Origin of the sequence: Streptomyces sp. NPDC101393 (genome assembly GCF_044767385.1) — a bacterium.
GTDB lineage: Bacteria > Actinomycetota > Actinomycetes > Streptomycetales > Streptomycetaceae > Streptomyces.
Genome location: NZ_JBIWNU010000001.1, coordinates 80,656 through 98,908, shown reverse-complemented (window position 1 = coordinate 98,908; position 18,253 = coordinate 80,656). Strand labels below are relative to the sequence as shown.

Here is an 18,253-nt window from a genome sequence, read left to right as displayed (position 1 = left end):
GCCCCGCCCACGCTCCGCTCGCGGTACGTCGTTTGACGCCGCGCCCGCGGACACCGGGCGGGGCCGCGTCTCTTCCTGGCCAGCCAGGAGGAAATCAGTGAGCATCACGCGCACCATCCATGGCCGTAGACCGGCCGCCGCGGCGCTCGCCGCCATGCTGGGCATGACCGCGCTCGCCGCCTGCGGCTCCGGCGGCAAGGACGGCGCGGACGCCAAGACGGTCACGCTCGTCACCCATGACTCGTTCAGCGTCTCGAAGTCGGTACGCGCCGCCTTCGAGAAGGAGAGCGGCTACCAGCTCAAGGTGCTCCCCGGCGGCGACGCCGGCAAGGCCGTCAACCAGGCGATCCTGTCCAAGGGCAACCCGCAGGGCGATGTGTTCTTCGGTATCGACAACACCTTGCTCTCCCGCGGCCTGAAGGAAGGGATCTTCAGCCCCTACCGCGCCAAGGGGCTGGACAGCGTCCCGGCCGCACTGCAGCTCGACAAGGGCGAGCACCGCGTCACGCCGCTCGACTACGGCGACACCTGCGTCAACTACGACCGCGCCTACTTCGCCAAGCACAAGATCGCGCCGCCGAAGACCTTCGACGACCTCGTCAAGCCCGCGTACAAGAACCTGCTCGTCACGGAGAACTCCGCGACCTCCTCCCCGGGCCTCGCCTTCCAGCTCGCCACCGTCGCGAAATACGGTGCGGAAGGCTGGCAGGGCTACTGGAAGAAGCTCAGGGCCAACGGCGTGGAGGTGGTCGACGGCTGGGAGCAGGCTTACAACGAGCGGTTCTCCGGCTCCGCGGCGGCCAAGGGCAAGGGCGACAAGCCGCTGGTGGTCAGTTACGCCTCCAGCCCGCCCTCCGAGGTGCTCGGCACGAAGCCCGCACCCAAGGAGGCGCCCACCGGGATCGCCACCGGCACCTGCTTCCGGCAGATCGAATTCGGCGGCCTGCTCAAGGACGCGCCCAATGAGAAGGGCGGCAAGGCGCTGCTGGACTTCCTGCTGAGCAAGAAGTTCCAGGAGGACGTGCCGCTGCAGATGTACGTCAACCCGGCCCGCAAGGACGCCAAGGTGCCGGCGCTGTTCACGAAGTACGGAACGACGATCGACAAGCCGGAGACGCTCGCACCGGAGACGATCACCAAGAACCGCGAACAGTGGATCAAGCAGTGGTCCTCGCTCGTTCTGAAGTAACCCGCACCCGGCGCGGGAAGCCCACCCGGGCGACGGCGGTGCGGCTCGGCCTGATGGCTGTGCCGCTCGCCTTCTTCGCGCTGTTCTTCGCCTACCCGGTCGTCGCGATCGTCGGCCGGGGGCTGAAGGACGGCGGGCAGTGGCGGCTCGGCCGGATCGGCGAGGTGCTCGGCGATCCGGACGTGCTCCACGTCCTGTGGTTCACCGTCTGGCAGGCGGCGGCCTCGACCGGGCTGACGCTGCTGATCGCGCTGCCCGGCGCGTATGTCTTCGCCCGCTTCGACTTCCCCGGCAAGCGGCTGCTGCGGGCGCTGGTGGCAGTGCCGTTCGTGCTGCCGACGGTGGTCGTAGGATCGGCGTTCCTGGCGCTGGTCGGACGCGGCGGGCTCCTCGACGACCTGTGGGGCCTGCGGCTGGACACCTCGGTGTGGGCGATCCTGCTGGCGCACGTCTTCTTCAACTACGCGGTCGTCGTCCGCACCGTCGGCGGGCTCTGGGGGCAGCTCGACCCGCGCCAGGAAGAGGCGGCGCGGGTGCTCGGCGCCGGACGGTTCGCTGCCTGGCGGCGGGTGACGCTGCCCGCGCTCGGCCCGTCCGTCGCCGCCGCCGCGCTGATGGTCTTCCTCTTCACCTTCACCTCCTTCGGGGTGGTACAGATCCTGGGCGGGCCGACCTTCTCCACCCTGGAGGTGGAGATCTACCGGCAGACCGCGGACTTCCTCGATCTGCCGACGGCCGCCGTCCTCACCATGATCCAATTCGCGGCGGTGCTGGGACTGCTGGCGCTGCACGCCTGGACCGTGCGCCGGCGGGAATCCGCGCTGCACCTCGTCGACGCCGCGCAGACCGCACGACGGCCGCGCGGCCGCGGCCAGTGGGCGCTGCTGTGGGCCACCCTCGCCGTCATCGCGGTGCTGCTCGTCACGCCGCTCGTCGTCCTCGCCGAGCGGTCCTTCGCCGGGCCGGACGGCTACGGCCTCGTCTTCTACAGGGCGCTGGCCTCCGCCGCGTCCGCCGACAGCACCTTCGTCGTCGCCCCCCTCGACGCCCTGGGGAACTCCCTCGCCTTCGGCGCGGCGGCCACGGTGATCGCGCTGGTGGTGGGCGGGCTGGCGGCGGCCGCGCTGACCTCCAGGGCCGGCCGGCTGGTGCGTGGTTTCGACGCCCTGCTGATGCTGCCCCTCGGCGTCTCCGCCGTGACCGTCGGCTTCGGATTCCTGATCAGCCTCGACACCCCGCCGCTGGACCTGCGCTCCTCGTGGTGGCTGGTCCCCCTCGCGCAGGCCCTGGTGGGCGTGCCGTTCGTGGTCCGCACCATGCTGCCCGTGCTGCGCGCGGTGGACGGGCGGCTGCGGGAGGCGGCCGCGGTGCTCGGCGCGTCGCCGTGGCAGGTATGGCGCGAGGTGGATCTGCCGATGGTGCGGCGGGCCCTGCTGATCGCGGCGGGCTTCGCCTTCGCCGTGTCCCTGGGCGAGTTCGGCGCCACCGTCTTCATCGCCCGCCCGGACAATCCGACCCTGCCGGTGGCCGTGGCGCGGCTGCTGGGGCGTGCCGGTCAGCTCAACTACGGGCAGGCGATGGCCCTGTCGACCATTTTGATGGTGGTGTGCGCCGGCGCCCTGCTGGCCCTGGAGCGCATCCGCACCGACCACTCCGGGGAGTTCTAGGTGAAAGACCAGGCCGAGAGCGCATCGCGGGAACTGCTGCGGCTCGCCGGAGTGAGTGTCCGCTTCGGTCCCGCCGGCGGGCACCCGGCGCTCGACGCGGTGGATCTGGACGTCGCCGCGCACGAGATCGTGTGCGTGCTGGGCCCCAGCGGCAGCGGCAAATCCACTCTGCTGCGGGTGGTGGCCGGACTCCAAAGCGCCGACACGGGAAAGGTGTTGCTCGAAGGGCGGGATCTGCGGGGGGTGCCCACGCACCGGCGCGGCGTCGGCCTGATGTTCCAGGACCACCAGCTGTTCCCGCAGCGCGACGTGGCCGGAAACGTCTCCTTCGGCCTGCGGATGCGGCGCACCGCACGCGCCGAACAGGAGCGTACGGTCGCCGGGCTGCTGGAGCTTGTCGGGCTGCCGGACGCCCAGCGCCGGGCCATCGCCTCGCTGTCCGGCGGCGAACAGCAGCGGGTCGCGCTCGCCCGCGCGCTCGCCCCGCGCCCCCGGCTGCTGATGCTGGACGAGCCGCTCGGCCAGCTCGACCGCGGCCTGCGCGAACGCCTCGTCGTCGAACTGCGGCGCCTCTTCCGCGAGTTGGGCACGACGGTGCTCGCCGTCACACACGACCAGGGCGAGGCGTTCGCGCTCGCCGACCGGGTCGTGGTGATGCAGGACGGACGGATCGCGCAGACGGGCACCCCCCTGGAGGTCTGGCAGCGGCCCGCCACCGAATTCGTCGCCCGCTTCCTCGGCTTCGACAACGTCGTGGCGGCCACCGTCCAGGGCGGGTCGGCCGCCACCCCCTGGGGCAAGGTGCCCGTCCCCGAAGGGACGCCGGACGGCCCCTGCCGGCTGCTCGTCCGCCCGGCGGGCGTCCGGCTGACACCGCTCCCGGAGGGCCTGCCCTGCACCGTGACGGCCCGGACGTTCCGCGGCACCCATGTCGCCCTGCTGCTCCAGCCCGCCGGCGGACCGCAGGTCGAGGCGGCCTGTGCGCTGCGGGACGCCCCGGAGACCGGCGAACGGGTCGGCATCGCCTTCGCCGCCGACGACGTGGTCGTCCTGGACACGCCCCCGGCGTAGCGTCCCCGGGAGCCCTACGCGGAACGGCCGGAAGGCCCGGCCAGGGAAGGCGCGGAGCCCTCCGCGGTGCCCGCGTCCACCGGCAGCCCACCCGGACCGTCGTCCGGCTCCGGCTCGCCGAACCAGGCGACGGCGACGGCCCCGGCCACCGCCACCACGAACCCGAGGACGGCGACCCAGGCGAAGCCCGGACGCGAGGCGTCGCCCAGCCACAGCACCCCGAGAATGCCGGGCACCACCGTCTCGCCCACCACCAGCGCCGCCGTGGCGCCGTTCACCGAACCGATCTGCAGCGCGACGGTGTGCAGATACATCCCGCCGATCCCCGCGACGAGAATCGCGTACAGCGCGGGATCACCGAGGAGCGACGGCAGGTCGAACGGATCCACGCCGTCCAGCACCCGCACTCCCACGCCCAGCGCGCCGAACCCCAGCCCGGAGAGCAGCCCCGCGAGGATCGCCGCCCGGCCGCCCAGCAGGCGCACGAGCAGGGTGCCGCCGCCGATGAGCACGACGGAGGCGGCCAGCAGCCACCAGTGGGCGGCCCGTGAGGTGTCGCCGCCGCCCTCCGGGCCCGCGGCCGTGGCCAGCAGCACCAGTGCCGAACAGACGACGGCGATGGAGGTCCACTCGGGACGGGTGAGCCGGATGCCGAGCAGCTTGATGCTCAGCACCGCCGTGATCACGAGGTTGGCGCTGATCACCGTCTGGGAGAGGAACAGCGGCAGCAGCCGGGCGGCCAGCGCGCCGAGCCCGAACCCGATGAAGTCCAGGACGGTGCCGACCATGAACTCCCAGGTCACCGCGGCCTTCGCGGTGGAGGAGAGGCTGGGGCCGCCGTGCTGGGTGACACCGGAGGTGGACGCGGCGGCGGCCTCCCGGCGGGCGGACCTGCGCGAACCCACCGCCTGCAGAACCGAACCCGTGCCGTAGCAGGCAGACGCCGCCACGGCCGTCAGAAGGCCGATGATCACCAAGAGCTCCGATCGTGCACTGCCTGCATTACCTGTTCATTACCTGGCTTGGCAGACGCACATTCCGGGACATGCGTTGCCTCGGCAGCGCACCCGGATCCGGAAACCGCACGGATCCGGTGCGTTCAGGAACCGTCCCCCGTCGACAGCCTGGCCAGCGCTTCGGGGACCTCGTCCACCGAGTCGACCAGCGCGATCCGGGCCGCCATCGGCCGGTCCGCGGCCAGCGCCTGCAGCAGCGGCCAGGTGGGCAGCTTCTGCGTCCAGTGCGCACGGTCCACCAGCACCATCGGCGTCGGCTCGCCGCGCGACCCGTAGTAGTTGGGCGTCGCGTTGTCGAAGATCTCCTGCACGGTCCCCGCGGCGCCCGGCAGGAACACCACCCCCGCGTTGGACCGCGCCAACAGGCCGTCCTCGCGCACCGCGTTGACGAAGTACTTCGCGATGTGGGTGGCGAAGGCGTTCGGCGGCTCATGGCCGTAGAACCACGTGGGGATGCCCACGGAGGCACCGCCGCCCGGCCGGTCCCGGCGGACGTCGAAGGCCGCCCGCGCCCAGTCCGTGACCGACGGGGCGAAGCGCGGGGCCTTGGCGAGGAGTTCGAGCGCCGAGTCGAGCATGGTGTCGTCGAACGGCGCGGCGTACGCACCGAGGTTGGCGGCCTCCATGGCACCCGGGCCGCCACCTGTGGCGACGGTCAGCCCGGAACGTGCCAGCCGGCGGCCCAGCCGCGCCGCGCCCGCGTACGCAGCCGAGCCGCGCTCCAGCGCGTGCCCGCCCATGACGCCCACCACGCGGGCACCGGCGAGGTGTTCGTCCAGTGCGTCCGAGACGGCGTCGTCATGGACGCTGCGCAGCATCGAGGCGAAGACATCGCCGTCCGTCCTGGTGCGCCGGTACCACTCGTACGCGCGGGCGTCCGGCGTCGCGTCATAGCCGCTGTCGGTCAGCCCCTCGAAGAGCTCCTCCGGTCCGTACAGGCTGCCGCGGTACGGGTCGAACGGCAGGCCCGGTATGGGCGGGAACACCAGGGCGCCGCCGGCCCGCACCTTCGCCGCGGCGTCCGGCTCCATCTCGCAACCCAGGAACACGGCTTCGGTGGTGTCCGTGCCGAGCAGCGCGAACGTACGGTCCGTCAGATCCACCGACTGGATGCGCCGCCCGGCGAGGCTGCCGGCGGTGACGGCCCGGTCGAACTCCTCCAGGGACTCGATCTCGTTGTCATGAGAGGCGGGGCGGGCGGATCGCTCGCGGTGGGACGCGGGGGACTCTGAATTCGGCTGCACGTCGGCCATGTTAGGTCGGCGGTGGAGCCGCCAGGGCCCCAAGGCCCCGCCGGCCCCACCCGTCACGCGAGCAGCGGCATCGTGGCCAACTCCGCCACGGCCCACGTCAGCGGGCCCAGCACGAGGACCAGGGCGAGGGCGCGCAGGGCCGCCGCGCGACGGAGGACGGAGGCGGAGGCGCCGAGGCGGCGCAGGGCGGACATGGTGTGGGCGCGGGCCGACCGGGATTCCAGGGCGGCGGCCAGCGCGCTGGCGAAGACGCAGCCGAGGACGACCGCGGTGCCGATGGCGGTGAGCGGCCCGAAGGGCCGGGAGGCCGACGACTGGTGGACCTGGACGGCGGCGCAGACGGCGGAGGCGACCGCACACAGGACGCCGAGGGGGCGGCCGACGCGGTGGGACTCCTCCTGGAGCATGCGTCCGGACAGCAGCCGCAGCGCGCCGGGCCGGCCGGCGCACAGCAGCAGGCCGCAGACGTGCACCAGGCCGGGGCCGGCCAGGACGAGGCCGAACGCGGACAGCGCCCAGCCGGCCAGCACGCCCGGAGGGCTGCCGATCAGCCGGCCCGGGAGCGACAGCAGGCCGCCGGGGGCCCCGACGCCGCGGCCGGCGTACGCCTCGATCGCCAGGCCCGCCGCCGCCAGGGCGATGCCCCAGGGGAGCCCCGAGGGCGCGGCGGTGCCGGCGCGGGGCCCGGCGGGGACGGCCTGGCGGCGCGGGCGGCGCGGGCGCAGCGAGACGGCGGTCGCGGCGGCGGCCGTCAGCGGGACGACCGACAACAGCAGGAGCGCCCCGATGAGCGGCACCGGGTGGCCGGCGCCGAGCAGATCGGCGCCGATTCCGGCGGAGGAACCACCGAGTCTGCCGCGGAGCCGGAGGAAGACGAGCAGCGCGAGGACGATGCCCAGGACGCAGGACACCGCGGTGGTCGAGGCGGCGAACAGCGTGAGCCGGACCGGCCCCAGCCCGGCCGCGGCCATACCGCGGGGGAGACGGGCGGCGGGGTCCGTACGGGCCACGGACACCGCGAGCTGGGCGGTGGCGGCGAGCGGGGCGGCGCACCACAGCAGGCGCACCAGCGAGTCGGCGGCCGTGGTCGGGTGGCCGGCGGCGTGGCCGACGGTGGACAGCAGCAGGAAGCCGGTGCCGCCGGCCGCCGCGGCCACGAAGAGGCGGCGCAGCTGGACGAGGGGGTGGGAGCTGCGGGCTAGACGGAGAGCGAGCACGCTGCCCTGCTTTCCTCATCGGGGGAATCGGCGGCGGCGGGCGTGGTGCCCGCATGGCTGCCGTCGAGGAGGGTGAGGGTCCTGTCGGCGAGCGTGGCCACGTCGGGGTCGTGGGTCGCGAGGACCACGGCGATCCGGTGCGAGCGGGCCGCGGTGGTCAGGGTGCGCAGGGCCTGGGTGCCGTCGGTGCGGTGCAGCGGCGCGGTCGGTTCGTCGGCGAAGAGGATCTGCGGGGTGGCGGTGAGGGCGCGGGCGATGGCGATGCGCTGGCGCTGCGACTGGTCGAGCCGGGCGGGGCGGCGCTTGGCGCACATGCCGACGTCCAGCCGGTCCAGCCATTCCATCGCGGCGTGCTTGGCGGCGCGGTGGCCGGCGCCGCGCAGCAGGAGCGGCAGCGCGGCGTTCTCCCAGGCGGTGAGTTCCGGGACGAGGTGGGGTTCGGTGTCGATCCAGCCGAACCGGTCCAGGCGCAGCCGTTCGCGGCTGAGGGCGGAGAGGGTGTGTACGGGGGAGCTGTTGAACCAGACCTCGCCCTCGGACGGGACGAGTTGGCCGGAAAGGCACTTCAGGAGGGTGGTCTTGCCGCTGCCGCGCGGGCCGTTGACGGCGAGGATCTCGCCCTCGCGGACGCCGAGGGAGACCCCGGCGAGCGCGACGCTGCCGCCGTGCGTGTGGTGCAGGCCGCGGGCCCAGAGAACGTCGTTGTCAGGCGGGGCCACCATCTGCGCACCTCTTGCTTGTTCGCGTCGACTCGTTCCCCTGACCGGGTGAACGACCCTGGAGGGTATCGGTCACTGGCACGGTAAGGACTGGGGACCCCCGGTAATCGTCGCTGGGCACGGACAACGGCCCAGATTCACTCGTATGGCTTCAAGTGAGTGAATCCGGGCCGTTGGATATTCATGTGTGCATCAGCGCAGGGGTGGCCTACGCGGTGAGGCGGGGATCAGAGCTTGGTCCAGGCCTCGGTCAGCACTCCGCGCAGGATCTGCTCGATCTCGTCGAAGACCGTCTGGTCGGCGATCAGCGGCGGGGCGAGCTGGATGACCGGGTCGCCACGGTCGTCGGCGCGGCAGTAGAGGCCGTTGTCGAAGAGCGCCTTCGACAGGAAGCCGTACAGGACGCGCTCGGTCTCCTCGTCCGTGAAGGACTCCTTGGTGACCTTGTCCTTGACGAGCTCGATGCCGTAGAAGAAGCCGTTGCCGCGGACGTCGCCGACGATCGGCAGGTCGTGCAGCTTCTCCAGGGTGGCCTTGAAGGCACCCTCGTTGGCGAGGACGTGCTTGTTGAGGCCCTCGCGCTCGAAGATGTCGAGGTTGGCGACACCGACGGCCGCGGAGACCGGGTGGCCGCCGAAGGTGTAGCCGTGCAGGAAGGTGTTGTCACCCTTGTAGAACGGCTCCGACAGGCGGTCGGAGATGATGCACGCGCCGATCGGGGAGTAGCCCGAGGTCATGCCCTTGGCGCAGGTGATCATGTCCGGCACGTAGCCGAACTTGTCACAGGCGAAGGTCGTGCCGAGGCGGCCGAAGGCGCAGATCGTCTCGTCGGAGACGAGCAGCACGTCGTACTGGTCGCAGATCTCGCGGACCCGCTGGAAGTAGCCGGGCGGCGGCGGGAAGCAGCCACCGGCGTTCTGCACCGGCTCCAGGAAGACGGCGGCGACGGTCTCGGCGCCCTCGAACAGGATCTGCTGCTCGATCTGGTCGGCGGCCCAGCGGCCGAAGGCCTCGGGGTCGTCGCCGTGGATCGGGGCGCGGTAGATGTTGGTGTTCGGGACCTTGTGCGCGCCCGGGACCAGCGGCTCGAAGGGGGCCTTCAGGGCCGGCAGACCGGTGATGGACAGGGCGCCCTGCGGGGTGCCGTGGTAGGCCACCGCGCGGGATATCACCTTGTGCTTCATCGGCTTGCCGGTGAGCTTGAAGTACTGCTTGGCCAGCTTCCAGGCGGTCTCGACGGCCTCGCCGCCACCGGTGGTGAAGAAGACCTTGTTCAGGTCACCGGGGGCTTCGCCCGCCAGGCGCTCGGCGAGCTCGACGGCCTTGGGGTGCGCGTAGGACCAGATGGGGAAGAAGGCGAGTTCCTGCGCCTGCTTGTAGGCGGTCTCGGCGAGCTCCACCCGTCCGTGGCCGGCGTTGACCACGAAGAGGCCGGCAAGGCCGTCGATGTAGCGCTTGCCCTTGTCGTCGTAGATGTTGGTGCCCTCGCCGCGCACGATCGTGGGCACGGGGGCATTCTCGTACGACGACATGCGGGTGAAGTGCATCCACAGGTGGTCGTACGCCGTCTTGGAGAGGTCGGCGCTCATTGCTATCTCGTTCCCCAGGTGTAGGTCTGCTTCCGGAGCTTGAGGTAAACGAAGCTCTCGGTGGTCCGTACGCCGGGCAGCGTGCGGATCCGCTTGTTGATCATTTCGAGCAGGTGATCGTCGTCCTCGCAGACGATCTCGATGAGGAGATCGAAGGAGCCTGCGGTCATGACGACGTATTCGACTTCTTCCATGGTCGTCAGGGCGTCGGCCACGGGATCGAGGTCACCCTCGACGTTGATGCCGACCATTGCCTGCCGTCGGAAACCGACCGTGAGGGGGTCGGTGACCGCGACGATCTGCATCACGCCTTGGTCGAGCAGTTTCTGTACGCGTTGGCGTACCGCCGCCTCGGAGAGGCCGACGGCCTTGCCGATCGCGGCGTACGGACGGCGCCCGTCCTCCTGGAGCTGCTCGATGATCGCCAGGGAGACGGAGTCGATCGACGGAGTGCCGTTTCTGTCACGTGTGGCCACGTCCCTCACTGTGCACGAGCCTCGTCTGTCGTGCAACCCTAAATCGATGAAATCAGTCGTGTCGCGATCGAAACTTCACTGATTTCGTTGTTCCGGGGTGGTGGGTGTGTTGAAAACGTCGACTTCATGGCTAGGGTGGGTGTCTCAACCACCGGACATCTGACTGAAGGGGGCGCACAGTGACCACCTCACTGCGTCGTCTGCGCAACTACATCGACGGGGAGTTCCGGGACGCCGCCGACGGGCGGACCACGGAGGTGGTCAACCCGGCGACGGGTGACGCGTACGCCACCGCCCCGCTCTCGGCCGCCACCGACGTCGACGCGGCCATGGCCGCCGCCGAGGCCGCCTTCCCCGCCTGGCGGGACCTGATCCCGGCCGAGCGCCAGAAGGTGCTGCTCAAGATCGCCGACCGCTTCGAGGAGCGCGCCGAGGAGCTGATCGCCGCCGAGTCCGAGAACTGCGGCAAGCCGCTGGCCCTCGTACGCTCCGAGGAAATCCCGCCGATGGTGGACCAGATCCGCTTCTTCGCGGGTGCCGCCCGGATGCTGGAGGGCCGCGCCTCCGGTGAGTACATGGACGGCTTCACCTCCATCATCCGGCGCGAGCCGATCGGCGTCTGCGCCCAGGTCGCGCCGTGGAACTACCCGATGATGATGGCGGTGTGGAAGTTCGCCCCGGCGCTCGCCGCGGGCAACACCGTCGTCATCAAGCCGTCCGACACCACCCCGGCGTCGACCGTGCTGATCGGCGAGATCATCGGCAGCGTTCTCGACGAACTCGGGCACTCCCGCGGCGTGTTCAACGTCGTCTGCGGTGACCGCGAGACCGGCCGGCTGATGGTCGAGCACCACGTCCCGGCGATGGCCTCCATCACCGGCTCGGTCCGGGCCGGCATGCAGGTCGCCGAGTCCGCGTCCAAGGACCTCAAGCGGGTCCACCTGGAGCTGGGCGGCAAGGCGCCGGTCGTCGTCTTCGAGGACACCGACATCGCCAAGGCCGTCGAGGACATCTCCGTCGCGGGCTACTTCAACGCTGGCCAGGACTGTACGGCCGCCACCCGGGTGCTCGTCCACGAGTCCATCCACGACGAGTTCGTGACCGCGCTCGCCAAGGCCGCGGCCGACACCAAGACCGGTGCGGCCGACGACGAGGACGTGCTCTACGGACCGCTGAACAACGCCAACCAGCTCAAGCAGGTCCAGGGCTTCATCGACCGGCTGCCCGCGCACGCCAAGATCGAGGCCGGCGGCCAGCGGGTCGGCGAGAAGGGCTACTTCTTCGCCGCGACCGTCGTCTCGGGCCTCAAGCAGGATGACGAGATCATCCAGCAGGAGGTCTTCGGCCCGGTCATCACCGTCCAGTCGTTCTCCGACGAGGCGCAGGCGCTGAGCTGGGCCAACGACGTCGAGTACGCCCTGGCGTCCTCGGTGTGGACCAAGGACCACGCCCGTGCCATGCGGATGTCCAAGAGCCTCGACTTCGGCTGCGTGTGGATCAACACCCACATCCCGCTGGTCGCCGAGATGCCGCACGGCGGATTCAAGAAGTCCGGTTACGGCAAGGACCTTTCGGCCTACGGCTTCGACGACTACACCCGCATCAAGCACGTGATGACCTCGCTGGACGGCTGATCCGGCAGGATCCGCGAGGATCCGCACCGTCGCGCGGCACCGGCCGCTCGACACACCGTCGCGGGCGGAGGCCCGGCAGTTGACGAGCTGTCTCTTGCCGCCTCCGCCCGCGTCGCGTGAGAGTGCTCACATGGCTGATCTTTCGCGGCGTTCGCTGCTTCGGGGTATGGGCGGAATCGGTGTGACCGGGGCGCTGGCCGCCCTGACCGGCTGCGGGGTGCCGCCGGCGTACGTCAAGGCCGCCGACCGCGGCAGCCCCGACCACTCGGCGCGCGACCACGACATCGTCTTCGCGAACTGGCCGCTCTACATCGACGTCGACGACCACGACAAACAGCGCCGGCCCACCCTCGACCGCTTCCGGCGGCGCACCGGGATCTCCGTCACGTACACCGAGGAGATCAACGACAACGACGAGTTCTTCGGCAAGATCAGCCCGTCGCTGATGAACCACCAGCCCACCGGTCGCGACCTCATCGTCATCAGCGACTGGATGTGCGCCCGCTTCGTCCGGCTGGGCTGGGTCCAGGAGATGGACCGGGCGGCGCAGCCGCACGTGGCCGCACACCTCGACCCGCTGCTGCGCTCCCCGCACTTCGACCCGGGACGCAAGCACACCGTGCCCTGGCAGTCCGGGATCACCGGCATCGCCTACAACCGCAAGAAGCTCGGCCGGGAGATCCAGCACACCTCGGACCTGTGGAAGGACGACCTGCGCGGCCGGGTCACGCTGCTCTCCGGGCTCGACGAGTCGTTCGCGATGCTGATGCAGGGCGACGGCGTCGACATCACCCGCTGGACGGCCGACGACTTCCACCGGATGACCGACCGGATACGCGGTCTCGTCGGCAAGGGCCACATCCGGCGGTTCACCGGCAACGACTACATCAAGGACCTCGACTCCGGTGACGTGCTCGCCGCGCAGGCCTACTCCGGCGATGTGATCCAACTCCAGGCGGACAACCCCGACATCGAGTTCGTGGTGCCGCAGGAGGGCGCCGAGCTGTGGTCGGAGAGCCTGATGATCCCCAACCTCGCCGACCACAAGCGCGACGCCGAGCGGCTGATCGACTACTACTACCGGCCAGAGGTCGCCGCGGACCTGGCGGCCTGGGTCAACTACGTCTGCCCCGTGCCCGCCGCACGCGAGATCCTCGCCGACTCCAAGGACAAGGAACGCTCCGCCCTCGCCGAGGACCCGCTGATCTTCCCGGACGCCTCGATGCGCAAACGGCTGGCCATCGCCCGCGACATCACCTCCCAGGAGCGCACCGCCTTCGCGAAGGAGTGGAACGCGATCGTGGGGCTGTGAGCCCGAAGCTGTAAGCGGGGGGTTCCCGGGGGTGTTTGGGGGCGTTGGGGGGCGGGAGGGGCGGCGGCCCGCGTTCCGCCCGACGCGGCCGGAATCGAGCAGGTCAGGGCCCGGCGACCGTATGCTCCGCACATGAGCCGCACCCCGGTCCGCAGCCCGCTGGGCGCCCCCGCCCGCACCCTCGCCCTCCGCAACCGGACCGCCGCTCCCCAGGGGCCGCGGCGTGCGCCGCGGCGGTGTCCGGGATGAAGGCGGCGGTCAGCCGCTGGGAGGCGGGCATCTGCCGGTCCCGGATGCTGCGGGAGCCGGACCGCGCCGGGCTGGAGGCCGCGCTGGCCGAACTCGACGGCGAGATCTGCACGGAGCTCTCTCTCGACCGCTGGGAGGACGGCGGCGGCTGCCTGACGGTCAGCGGGGGGCCGGACGTCTTTCTCGTGACCGGTGAACGTGACGACGGAGCGCTGCTCCAGCTGTGCCGGGCGCCGGAGGCGGTCTCCGCGGGCGGGCGGCGGCGGGCGCGGACGGCGGCGCGCGACGCCCGCTACCTCGCCGGGGACCCGGACCGCCCGCCGGAGGAGGCGATCTGGCTGGTGTGCGGCGGCCAGGGCGCCTACTTCCCCGCCGACGAACTGGTCGGCGCCGGGGCCGCCCGCTGGGCGATCCGGCAGTTCATGGGCGGCTTCCCCGACGGCCTCGGCGCGCCCTGGCGGGTGGAGTAGACGCCCGCCCCGGAGGGGAAGCGGCCGGGGGCGGGCGGTGGCCGGGGGAGCGGGACCGCCCTCCCCGGCAGGTGCGACCGCCCCCTCGGGACGGCGTACGCGCAGGTCAGCGGGGGCGACGTCCGACGACCAGCGGGCGGAGTACGTCGACGCGGTTGGTCGTCACCGCGTCGACGCCGGCGCGCAGCAGCCGGCGCACCGCGCGCGGGGTGTCGACGGTCCAGGCGGCGCACGCATAGCCGTCGTCGTGCACCCGGCGGACCAACTCCCCGGTGACCAGCCCGAAGTGGTAATTGAGCCAGCGCGGACCGATGCGCTCCAGGAGCGCCCGGCGGGGCGGTGCCGAACGCGCCCAGGACAAGGCGATCTCGGCGTCCGTGTCCTCGGCGCGCACGGCGAGCATGGCCCGCCCGCCGCCGCAGTAGTACGCGCGCCCGGCGGCGCCCGACTCATGGACCTCGGTGACGGCGCCGGAGGCGGCAGCGGCGTCGGGGAGGTCGATCAGCGCACGCGCCGCGGGATAGCCGGCGGTCAGCGCCAGTGCGTCGCGCAGGGTGGGAACGCCGCCGGACGTCAGCTCGCAGAGCTTCTCGAACGTCAGCGACGACAGCGGGCGGTCATGGCCCCACAGCCGGTCGAGGGTGGCGTCGTGCAGCAGCACCGGGGTGCCGTCGCGGGTGAGGCGGACATCGATCTCGACGGCGTCCGCGCCCGCCTCCAGCGCGGAGCGCAGCGAGGCGAGGGTGTTCTCGCGGTGGGCGTACGGCGCGCCGCGGTGCCCGATGACCGCGGGCCGGCCGGCGGGTCGTACGCCCGGCGCGGTGCGCGTCGCCGCGGACGGCGGTGCGGCGGTCGCGGCGGGCGCCACGGCTACGCGCCCCATGACGCGGTGTAGGTGTCGATCTCGGAGGCCAGCCGCGCCTTGGCGGGCGCGTCCATGAAGGAGGCCGTGACGGCGTTCTTGGCGAGCGCGGCCAGGCCGGTGGTGTCCAGCCCCAACAGGCGTGCGGCAACGCCGTATTCGGTGTTCAGGTCGGTGCCGAACATGGGCGGGTCGTCGCTGTTGACGGTGACCTGCACACCGGCCTCGACCATCTCCTTGATGGGGTGCTCGTCCAGGGTGCGCACGGCGCGGGTGGCGATGTTGGAGGTCGGGCAGACCTCCAACGGGATGCGGTGCTCGGCGAGATGGGCCAGCAGGCGGGGGTCCTGGACGGAGCTGGTGCCGTGGCCGATGCGCTCGGCGTGGAGGTCGCGCAGGGCGTCCCAGATGGTTTCCGGGCCCGTCGTCTCGCCGGCGTGCGGCACGGAGTGCAGGCCGACCGATCGGGCGCGGTCGAAGTACGGCTTGAACTGGGGGCGCGGCACACCGATTTCCGGGCCGCCGAGGCCGAACGAGACCAGTCCCTCGGGCTGCAGGTCGCAGGCGATCCGGGCGGTCTCCTCCGCGGCCTCCAGACCTGCCTCACCCGGGATGTCGAAGCACCAGCGCAGCACGACACCCAGCTCGGACTCGGCCGACTTGCGGGCGTCCTCGATGGCCTCGACGAAGGCGGCGTCCGGGATGCCGCGACGGGTCGAGCTGAAGGGGGTGACGGTCAGTTCGGCGTAGCGGATGTTCTGCCGGGCCATGTCGCGGGCGACTTCGTACGTCAGCAGCCGGACGTCCTCGGCGTTGCGGATCAGGTCCACGACGGAGAGGTAGACCTCGATGAAGTGGGCGAAGTCGCGGAAGGTGAAGAAGTCGGCGAGCGCTTCGGGGTCGGTGGGGACGGCCGAGTCCGGGTGCCTGGCGGCGAGTTCGGAGACGATCCGTGGCGAGGCCGAGCCGACGTGGTGGACGTGCAGCTCCGCCTTGGGCAGGCCCGCGATGAAGGCATCGAGATCGGACAACGGGTCCTCCTGGTCAAGCGGTGTGCCGGTGTGTGCCGGGGTGCGTGCGGCGGCCCGGCCATCGTATGCGGCGGGCGGCCCCGCTACGCGGGCTCCCCCGCAAGTCGCTGCCGGGCTTCCATGAGGGCGAAGCCCAGCAGATTCAGGCCCTTCCAGAGCGCCGGATCCGCGGTCCGCTCATCATCCGCGGACAGGCCGATGCCCCATATCCGGTCCCTCGGGCTGGCCTCGACCAGCACCCGGGAACCCGTGCCCAGCAGATAGGCGCGGAGCGCACCGTCCTGGCCGAATTTGTGCAGGCTGCCCTCGGTCACCAGGGCGAAACGGTGCCGCTGCCAGACCGCGTCGTCGAAGCCGCGGACCGTGCGGCCGATGTCCTTGGCCTGCTTGGGGTGGGACGCGGCGATCGCGGCCCGCTCCGCCTCCCGGTCGTCGAACAGCCGGGCCTTGGCCGCCATCATCCAGTGTTCGGCGGTGGCGTAGGTGACCGTGCCGACCGTGAAGGGGGACGGCCACCACTGGCTGAGACAGCCGGCTCCGAGGCTGCCGTCACGCCGCGGGGTGTGGCCCCAGAAGGGAAGGAACTTGAAGGTGCTTCCGGCGGCGGTCGCCGCGCGCAGTTCCTCGACGGTGCGCGGGCCGTCCGGGGCGGCGCGGTCCGGGGCGGCGCGCCGACCGGTGTCCTGCGGGTGTTCCCCCGTGATGTTGTGCATCATGCCGGGATTCTGTCAGCGGGCACCGACAACGTGTCGGGGGCCTTGACCACGGAAACCGCAGAATCCGTTGCGTAACCAAATGGCAACAACGGAATCACTTGTTGAGGCCCTATCCCTCTGTCAGGATCAGCCATCGATTCCAGAAATAGCTACGCCAGGCAGTGCCGCTGAGCGGCCCCGGCGCCCGGCGGAGGAGAGCACCATGGATCAGCCTTTCGATGTCACCGAGCGATTCGCCGAAGGCGCGCAATTCATCGCGGGCGGGCTGCGGGGCGGCAGTTCCGGCCGTACCCAGACCGTCGTGGACCCGGCGACCGGCGAGCAGGTGTATTCCTACGCCCTGGCCAGCACGGCCGACGTCGACGCGGCCGTCGAGGCCGCCGCACGCGCCTTTCCCGAATGGGGCGGCGCGACGCCCGGCGAGCGCTCCGACGCCATGCACCGCTTCGCCGCCGCGCTCGCCGAGGACGCCGACGACCTCGCCCACGCCGAGTCGCTGAACTGCGGAAAGCCGATCAAGCTCAGCAAGGAATTCGACGTACCGGGCTCGGTCGACAACGCCGCGTTCTTCGCGGGCGCCGCCCGCCACCTGGAGGGCAAGGCGGCCGGTGAGTACAGCCCCGACCACACGTCCGCCATCCGCCGGGAGCCCATCGGCGTCGTCGGCTCCATCGCCCCCTGGAACTACCCCCTCCAGATGGCTGCCTGGAAGGTGCTGCCGGCCATCGCCGCGGGTAACACCATCGTCCTCAAGCCCGCCGAGATCACCCCGCTGACCTCGCTGATGTTCGCGCAGGCCGCGACGCGTGCGGGACTGCCCGACGGCGTGATCAACATCGTGTCCGGGGCGGGCCGGGACTCCGGCGAACACCTGGTGGCCCATCCCGGTGTCGCCATGACGTCCTTCACCGGCTCGACCGGCGTCGGCAAGCGCGTCGCGGAGATCGCCACCGGCACCGTCAAGCGGCTGCACCTCGAACTCGGCGGCAAGGCCCCGTTCGTCGTCTTCGACGACGCCGACCTGGAGGCCGCCGTCCACGGCGCCGTCGCCGGCTCGCTGATCAACACCGGCCAGGACTGCACCGCCGCCACCCGCGCCTACGTCCAGCGTCCGCTCTACGACGCGTTCGTCAGCGGCGTCGCCGACCTGATGGCGACCGTACGGCTCGGCGACCCCTTCGACCCGTCGACCGACCTCGGGCCGCTGATCACGCACACCCAGCGCGACCGGGTGGCCGGCTTCGTCGACCGGGCGCGTGGCTACGCCACCGTCGTCACCGGGGGCGAGGCGCCCGGCGGCGAGCTCGCCAAGGGCGCCTACTACCGGCCCACGCTGATCGCGGGCGCCGCCCAGGACAGCGAGATCGTGCAGTCCGAGATCTTCGGCCCGGTGCTGGTCGTGCTGCCCTTCGACAGCGACGACGAAGGCATCGCGCTCGCCAACGACACCCCCTACGGGCTGGCCGCCTCCGCCTGGAGCCGGGACGTCTACCGCACCGGCCGCGCCACCCGCGAGATCAAGGCGGGCTGCGTCTGGGTCAACGACCACATCCCGATCATCAGCGAGATGCCGCACGGCGGTGCCAAGGCATCCGGCTACGGCAAGGACATGTCGGCCTACTCCTTCGAGGAGTACACCCAGGTCAAGCACGTCATGTACGACAACACCGCGGTCGCCAGGAAGGACTGGCACCGCACGGTCTTCGGCGACCGCCCGTAGCGGACCACCGAGCACGGCGTGCCGAGCCCCCGCCCACCCCTGCGGCCGGCGCCGCGCGGCAC

The 18,253-nt window shown here is 71.6% G+C and carries 16 protein-coding genes; 7 read left to right on the top strand and 9 right to left on the bottom strand.

The window, feature by feature from the left end; all coding sequences use genetic code 11:
- Nucleotides 1-154: 154 nt before the first annotated feature.
- The 3 genes from ACIRQ7_RS00380 to ACIRQ7_RS00370 are packed head-to-tail and all read left to right on the top strand — an operon-like array spanning nt 155 to nt 3,927.
- The gene (locus ACIRQ7_RS00380) at nt 155-1,189 is read left to right on the top strand and encodes a thiamine ABC transporter substrate binding subunit (protein WP_404260026.1); all 1,035 of its coding nucleotides are present in this window, start codon (nt 155-157) and stop codon (nt 1,187-1,189) included.
- A 38-nt stretch (nt 1,190-1,227) separates the two neighbouring features.
- Complete coding sequence (locus ACIRQ7_RS00375) at nt 1,228-2,856, top strand: ABC transporter permease (RefSeq protein WP_401463827.1); 1,629 nt, start codon at nt 1,228-1,230, stop codon at nt 2,854-2,856.
- Nucleotides 2,857-3,927, top strand: a complete 1,071-nt coding sequence (locus ACIRQ7_RS00370; protein ID WP_404258813.1) for an ABC transporter ATP-binding protein — start codon at nt 2,857-2,859, stop codon at nt 3,925-3,927.
- A gap of 14 nt (nt 3,928-3,941) precedes the next feature.
- Here ACIRQ7_RS00370 and ACIRQ7_RS00365 read toward each other — a convergent pair whose 3' ends face one another.
- The 6 genes from ACIRQ7_RS00365 to ACIRQ7_RS00340 all read right to left on the bottom strand — a co-directional run bounded on the left by ACIRQ7_RS00365 (nt 3,942) and on the right by ACIRQ7_RS00340 (nt 10,197).
- Nucleotides 3,942-4,901 carry a hypothetical protein gene (locus ACIRQ7_RS00365; RefSeq protein ID WP_404258811.1) on the bottom strand — a complete coding sequence of 320 codons (960 nt, stop codon included), beginning with the start codon at nt 4,899-4,901 and terminating at the stop codon, nt 3,942-3,944.
- A gap of 125 nt (nt 4,902-5,026) precedes the next feature.
- Nucleotides 5,027-6,196, bottom strand: coding sequence for an LOG family protein (locus ACIRQ7_RS00360; RefSeq protein WP_404258810.1), 1,170 nt, complete (start codon nt 6,194-6,196; stop codon nt 5,027-5,029).
- Between the two features lie 53 nt (nt 6,197-6,249).
- Complete coding sequence (locus ACIRQ7_RS00355; protein WP_404258809.1) at nt 6,250-7,413, bottom strand: hypothetical protein; 1,164 nt, start codon at nt 7,411-7,413, stop codon at nt 6,250-6,252.
- A complete protein-coding gene (locus ACIRQ7_RS00350) occupies nt 7,395-8,135 on the bottom strand; it encodes an ABC transporter ATP-binding protein (protein WP_404258807.1) in 741 nt (246 codons plus the stop codon). The genes ACIRQ7_RS00355 and ACIRQ7_RS00350 overlap by 19 nt, the downstream gene beginning before the upstream one ends.
- A 224-nt stretch (nt 8,136-8,359) precedes the next feature.
- Complete coding sequence (locus tag ACIRQ7_RS00345) at nt 8,360-9,721, bottom strand: aspartate aminotransferase family protein (RefSeq protein WP_404258805.1); 1,362 nt, start codon at nt 9,719-9,721, stop codon at nt 8,360-8,362.
- A 2-nt stretch (nt 9,722-9,723) separates the two neighbouring features.
- A complete protein-coding gene (locus tag ACIRQ7_RS00340) occupies nt 9,724-10,197 on the bottom strand; it encodes an Lrp/AsnC family transcriptional regulator (protein ID WP_052860613.1) in 474 nt (157 codons plus the stop codon).
- Nucleotides 10,198-10,376: 179 nt separating this feature from the next.
- Here ACIRQ7_RS00340 and ACIRQ7_RS00335 point away from each other — a divergent pair, with 179 nt between their 5' ends.
- The 3 genes from ACIRQ7_RS00335 to ACIRQ7_RS00325 all read left to right on the top strand — a co-directional run bounded on the left by ACIRQ7_RS00335 (nt 10,377) and on the right by ACIRQ7_RS00325 (nt 13,862).
- Nucleotides 10,377-11,831: a gamma-aminobutyraldehyde dehydrogenase gene (locus tag ACIRQ7_RS00335; protein ID WP_401463536.1), complete on the top strand. Its 1,455-nt coding sequence runs from the start codon at nt 10,377-10,379 to the stop codon at nt 11,829-11,831.
- 130 nt (nt 11,832-11,961) lie between these two features.
- Nucleotides 11,962-13,143: a PotD/PotF family extracellular solute-binding protein gene (locus ACIRQ7_RS00330; RefSeq protein WP_404258803.1), complete on the top strand. Its 1,182-nt coding sequence runs from the start codon at nt 11,962-11,964 to the stop codon at nt 13,141-13,143.
- Nucleotides 13,144-13,388: 245 nt separating this feature from the next.
- Nucleotides 13,389-13,862, top strand: a complete 474-nt coding sequence (locus tag ACIRQ7_RS00325) for a hypothetical protein (RefSeq protein ID WP_404258802.1) — start codon at nt 13,389-13,391, stop codon at nt 13,860-13,862.
- Between the two features lie 106 nt (nt 13,863-13,968).
- On the opposite strand, the gene ACIRQ7_RS00320 is transcribed toward ACIRQ7_RS00325, so the two are convergent.
- The 3 genes from ACIRQ7_RS00320 to ACIRQ7_RS00310 all read right to left on the bottom strand — a co-directional run bounded on the left by ACIRQ7_RS00320 (nt 13,969) and on the right by ACIRQ7_RS00310 (nt 16,471).
- Nucleotides 13,969-14,745: a glycerophosphodiester phosphodiesterase gene (locus ACIRQ7_RS00320; RefSeq protein WP_404258800.1), complete on the bottom strand. Its 777-nt coding sequence runs from the start codon at nt 14,743-14,745 to the stop codon at nt 13,969-13,971.
- Entirely contained in the window at nt 14,733-15,755 is a 1,023-nt protein-coding gene (locus ACIRQ7_RS00315) for an adenosine deaminase (protein WP_404258798.1), read from the bottom strand. The genes ACIRQ7_RS00320 and ACIRQ7_RS00315 overlap by 13 nt, the downstream gene beginning before the upstream one ends.
- 83 nt (nt 15,756-15,838) lie before the next feature.
- Entirely contained in the window at nt 15,839-16,471 is a 633-nt protein-coding gene (locus ACIRQ7_RS00310; RefSeq protein ID WP_404258797.1) for an NADAR family protein, read from the bottom strand.
- A gap of 202 nt (nt 16,472-16,673) precedes the next feature.
- Here ACIRQ7_RS00310 and ACIRQ7_RS00305 point away from each other — a divergent pair, with 202 nt between their 5' ends.
- Complete coding sequence (locus ACIRQ7_RS00305) at nt 16,674-18,191, top strand: gamma-aminobutyraldehyde dehydrogenase (RefSeq protein WP_404258795.1); 1,518 nt, start codon at nt 16,674-16,676, stop codon at nt 18,189-18,191.
- The last annotated feature ends 62 nt before the right edge of the window (nt 18,192-18,253 follow it).

Coding starts and splice junctions, on each gene's coding strand:
- ACIRQ7_RS00380 (WP_404260026.1), top strand. CDS start 155: ATGCTGGGCATGACCGCGCTCGCCGCCTGCGGCTCCGGCGGCAAGGAC.
- ACIRQ7_RS00360 (WP_404258810.1), bottom strand. CDS start 6,196: ATGGCCGACGTGCAGCCGAATTCAGAGTCCCCCGCGTCCCACCGCGAG.
- ACIRQ7_RS00350 (WP_404258807.1), bottom strand. CDS start 8,135: ATGGTGGCCCCGCCTGACAACGACGTTCTCTGGGCCCGCGGCCTGCAC.
- ACIRQ7_RS00345 (WP_404258805.1), bottom strand. CDS start 9,721: ATGAGCGCCGACCTCTCCAAGACGGCGTACGACCACCTGTGGATGCAC.
- ACIRQ7_RS00330 (WP_404258803.1), top strand. CDS start 11,962: ATGGCTGATCTTTCGCGGCGTTCGCTGCTTCGGGGTATGGGCGGAATC.
- ACIRQ7_RS00325 (WP_404258802.1), top strand. CDS start 13,389: ATGAAGGCGGCGGTCAGCCGCTGGGAGGCGGGCATCTGCCGGTCCCGG.
- ACIRQ7_RS00320 (WP_404258800.1), bottom strand. CDS start 14,745: ATGGGGCGCGTAGCCGTGGCGCCCGCCGCGACCGCCGCACCGCCGTCC.
- ACIRQ7_RS00310 (WP_404258797.1), bottom strand. CDS start 16,471: ATGATGCACAACATCACGGGGGAACACCCGCAGGACACCGGTCGGCGC.
- ACIRQ7_RS00305 (WP_404258795.1), top strand. CDS start 16,674: ATGGATCAGCCTTTCGATGTCACCGAGCGATTCGCCGAAGGCGCGCAA.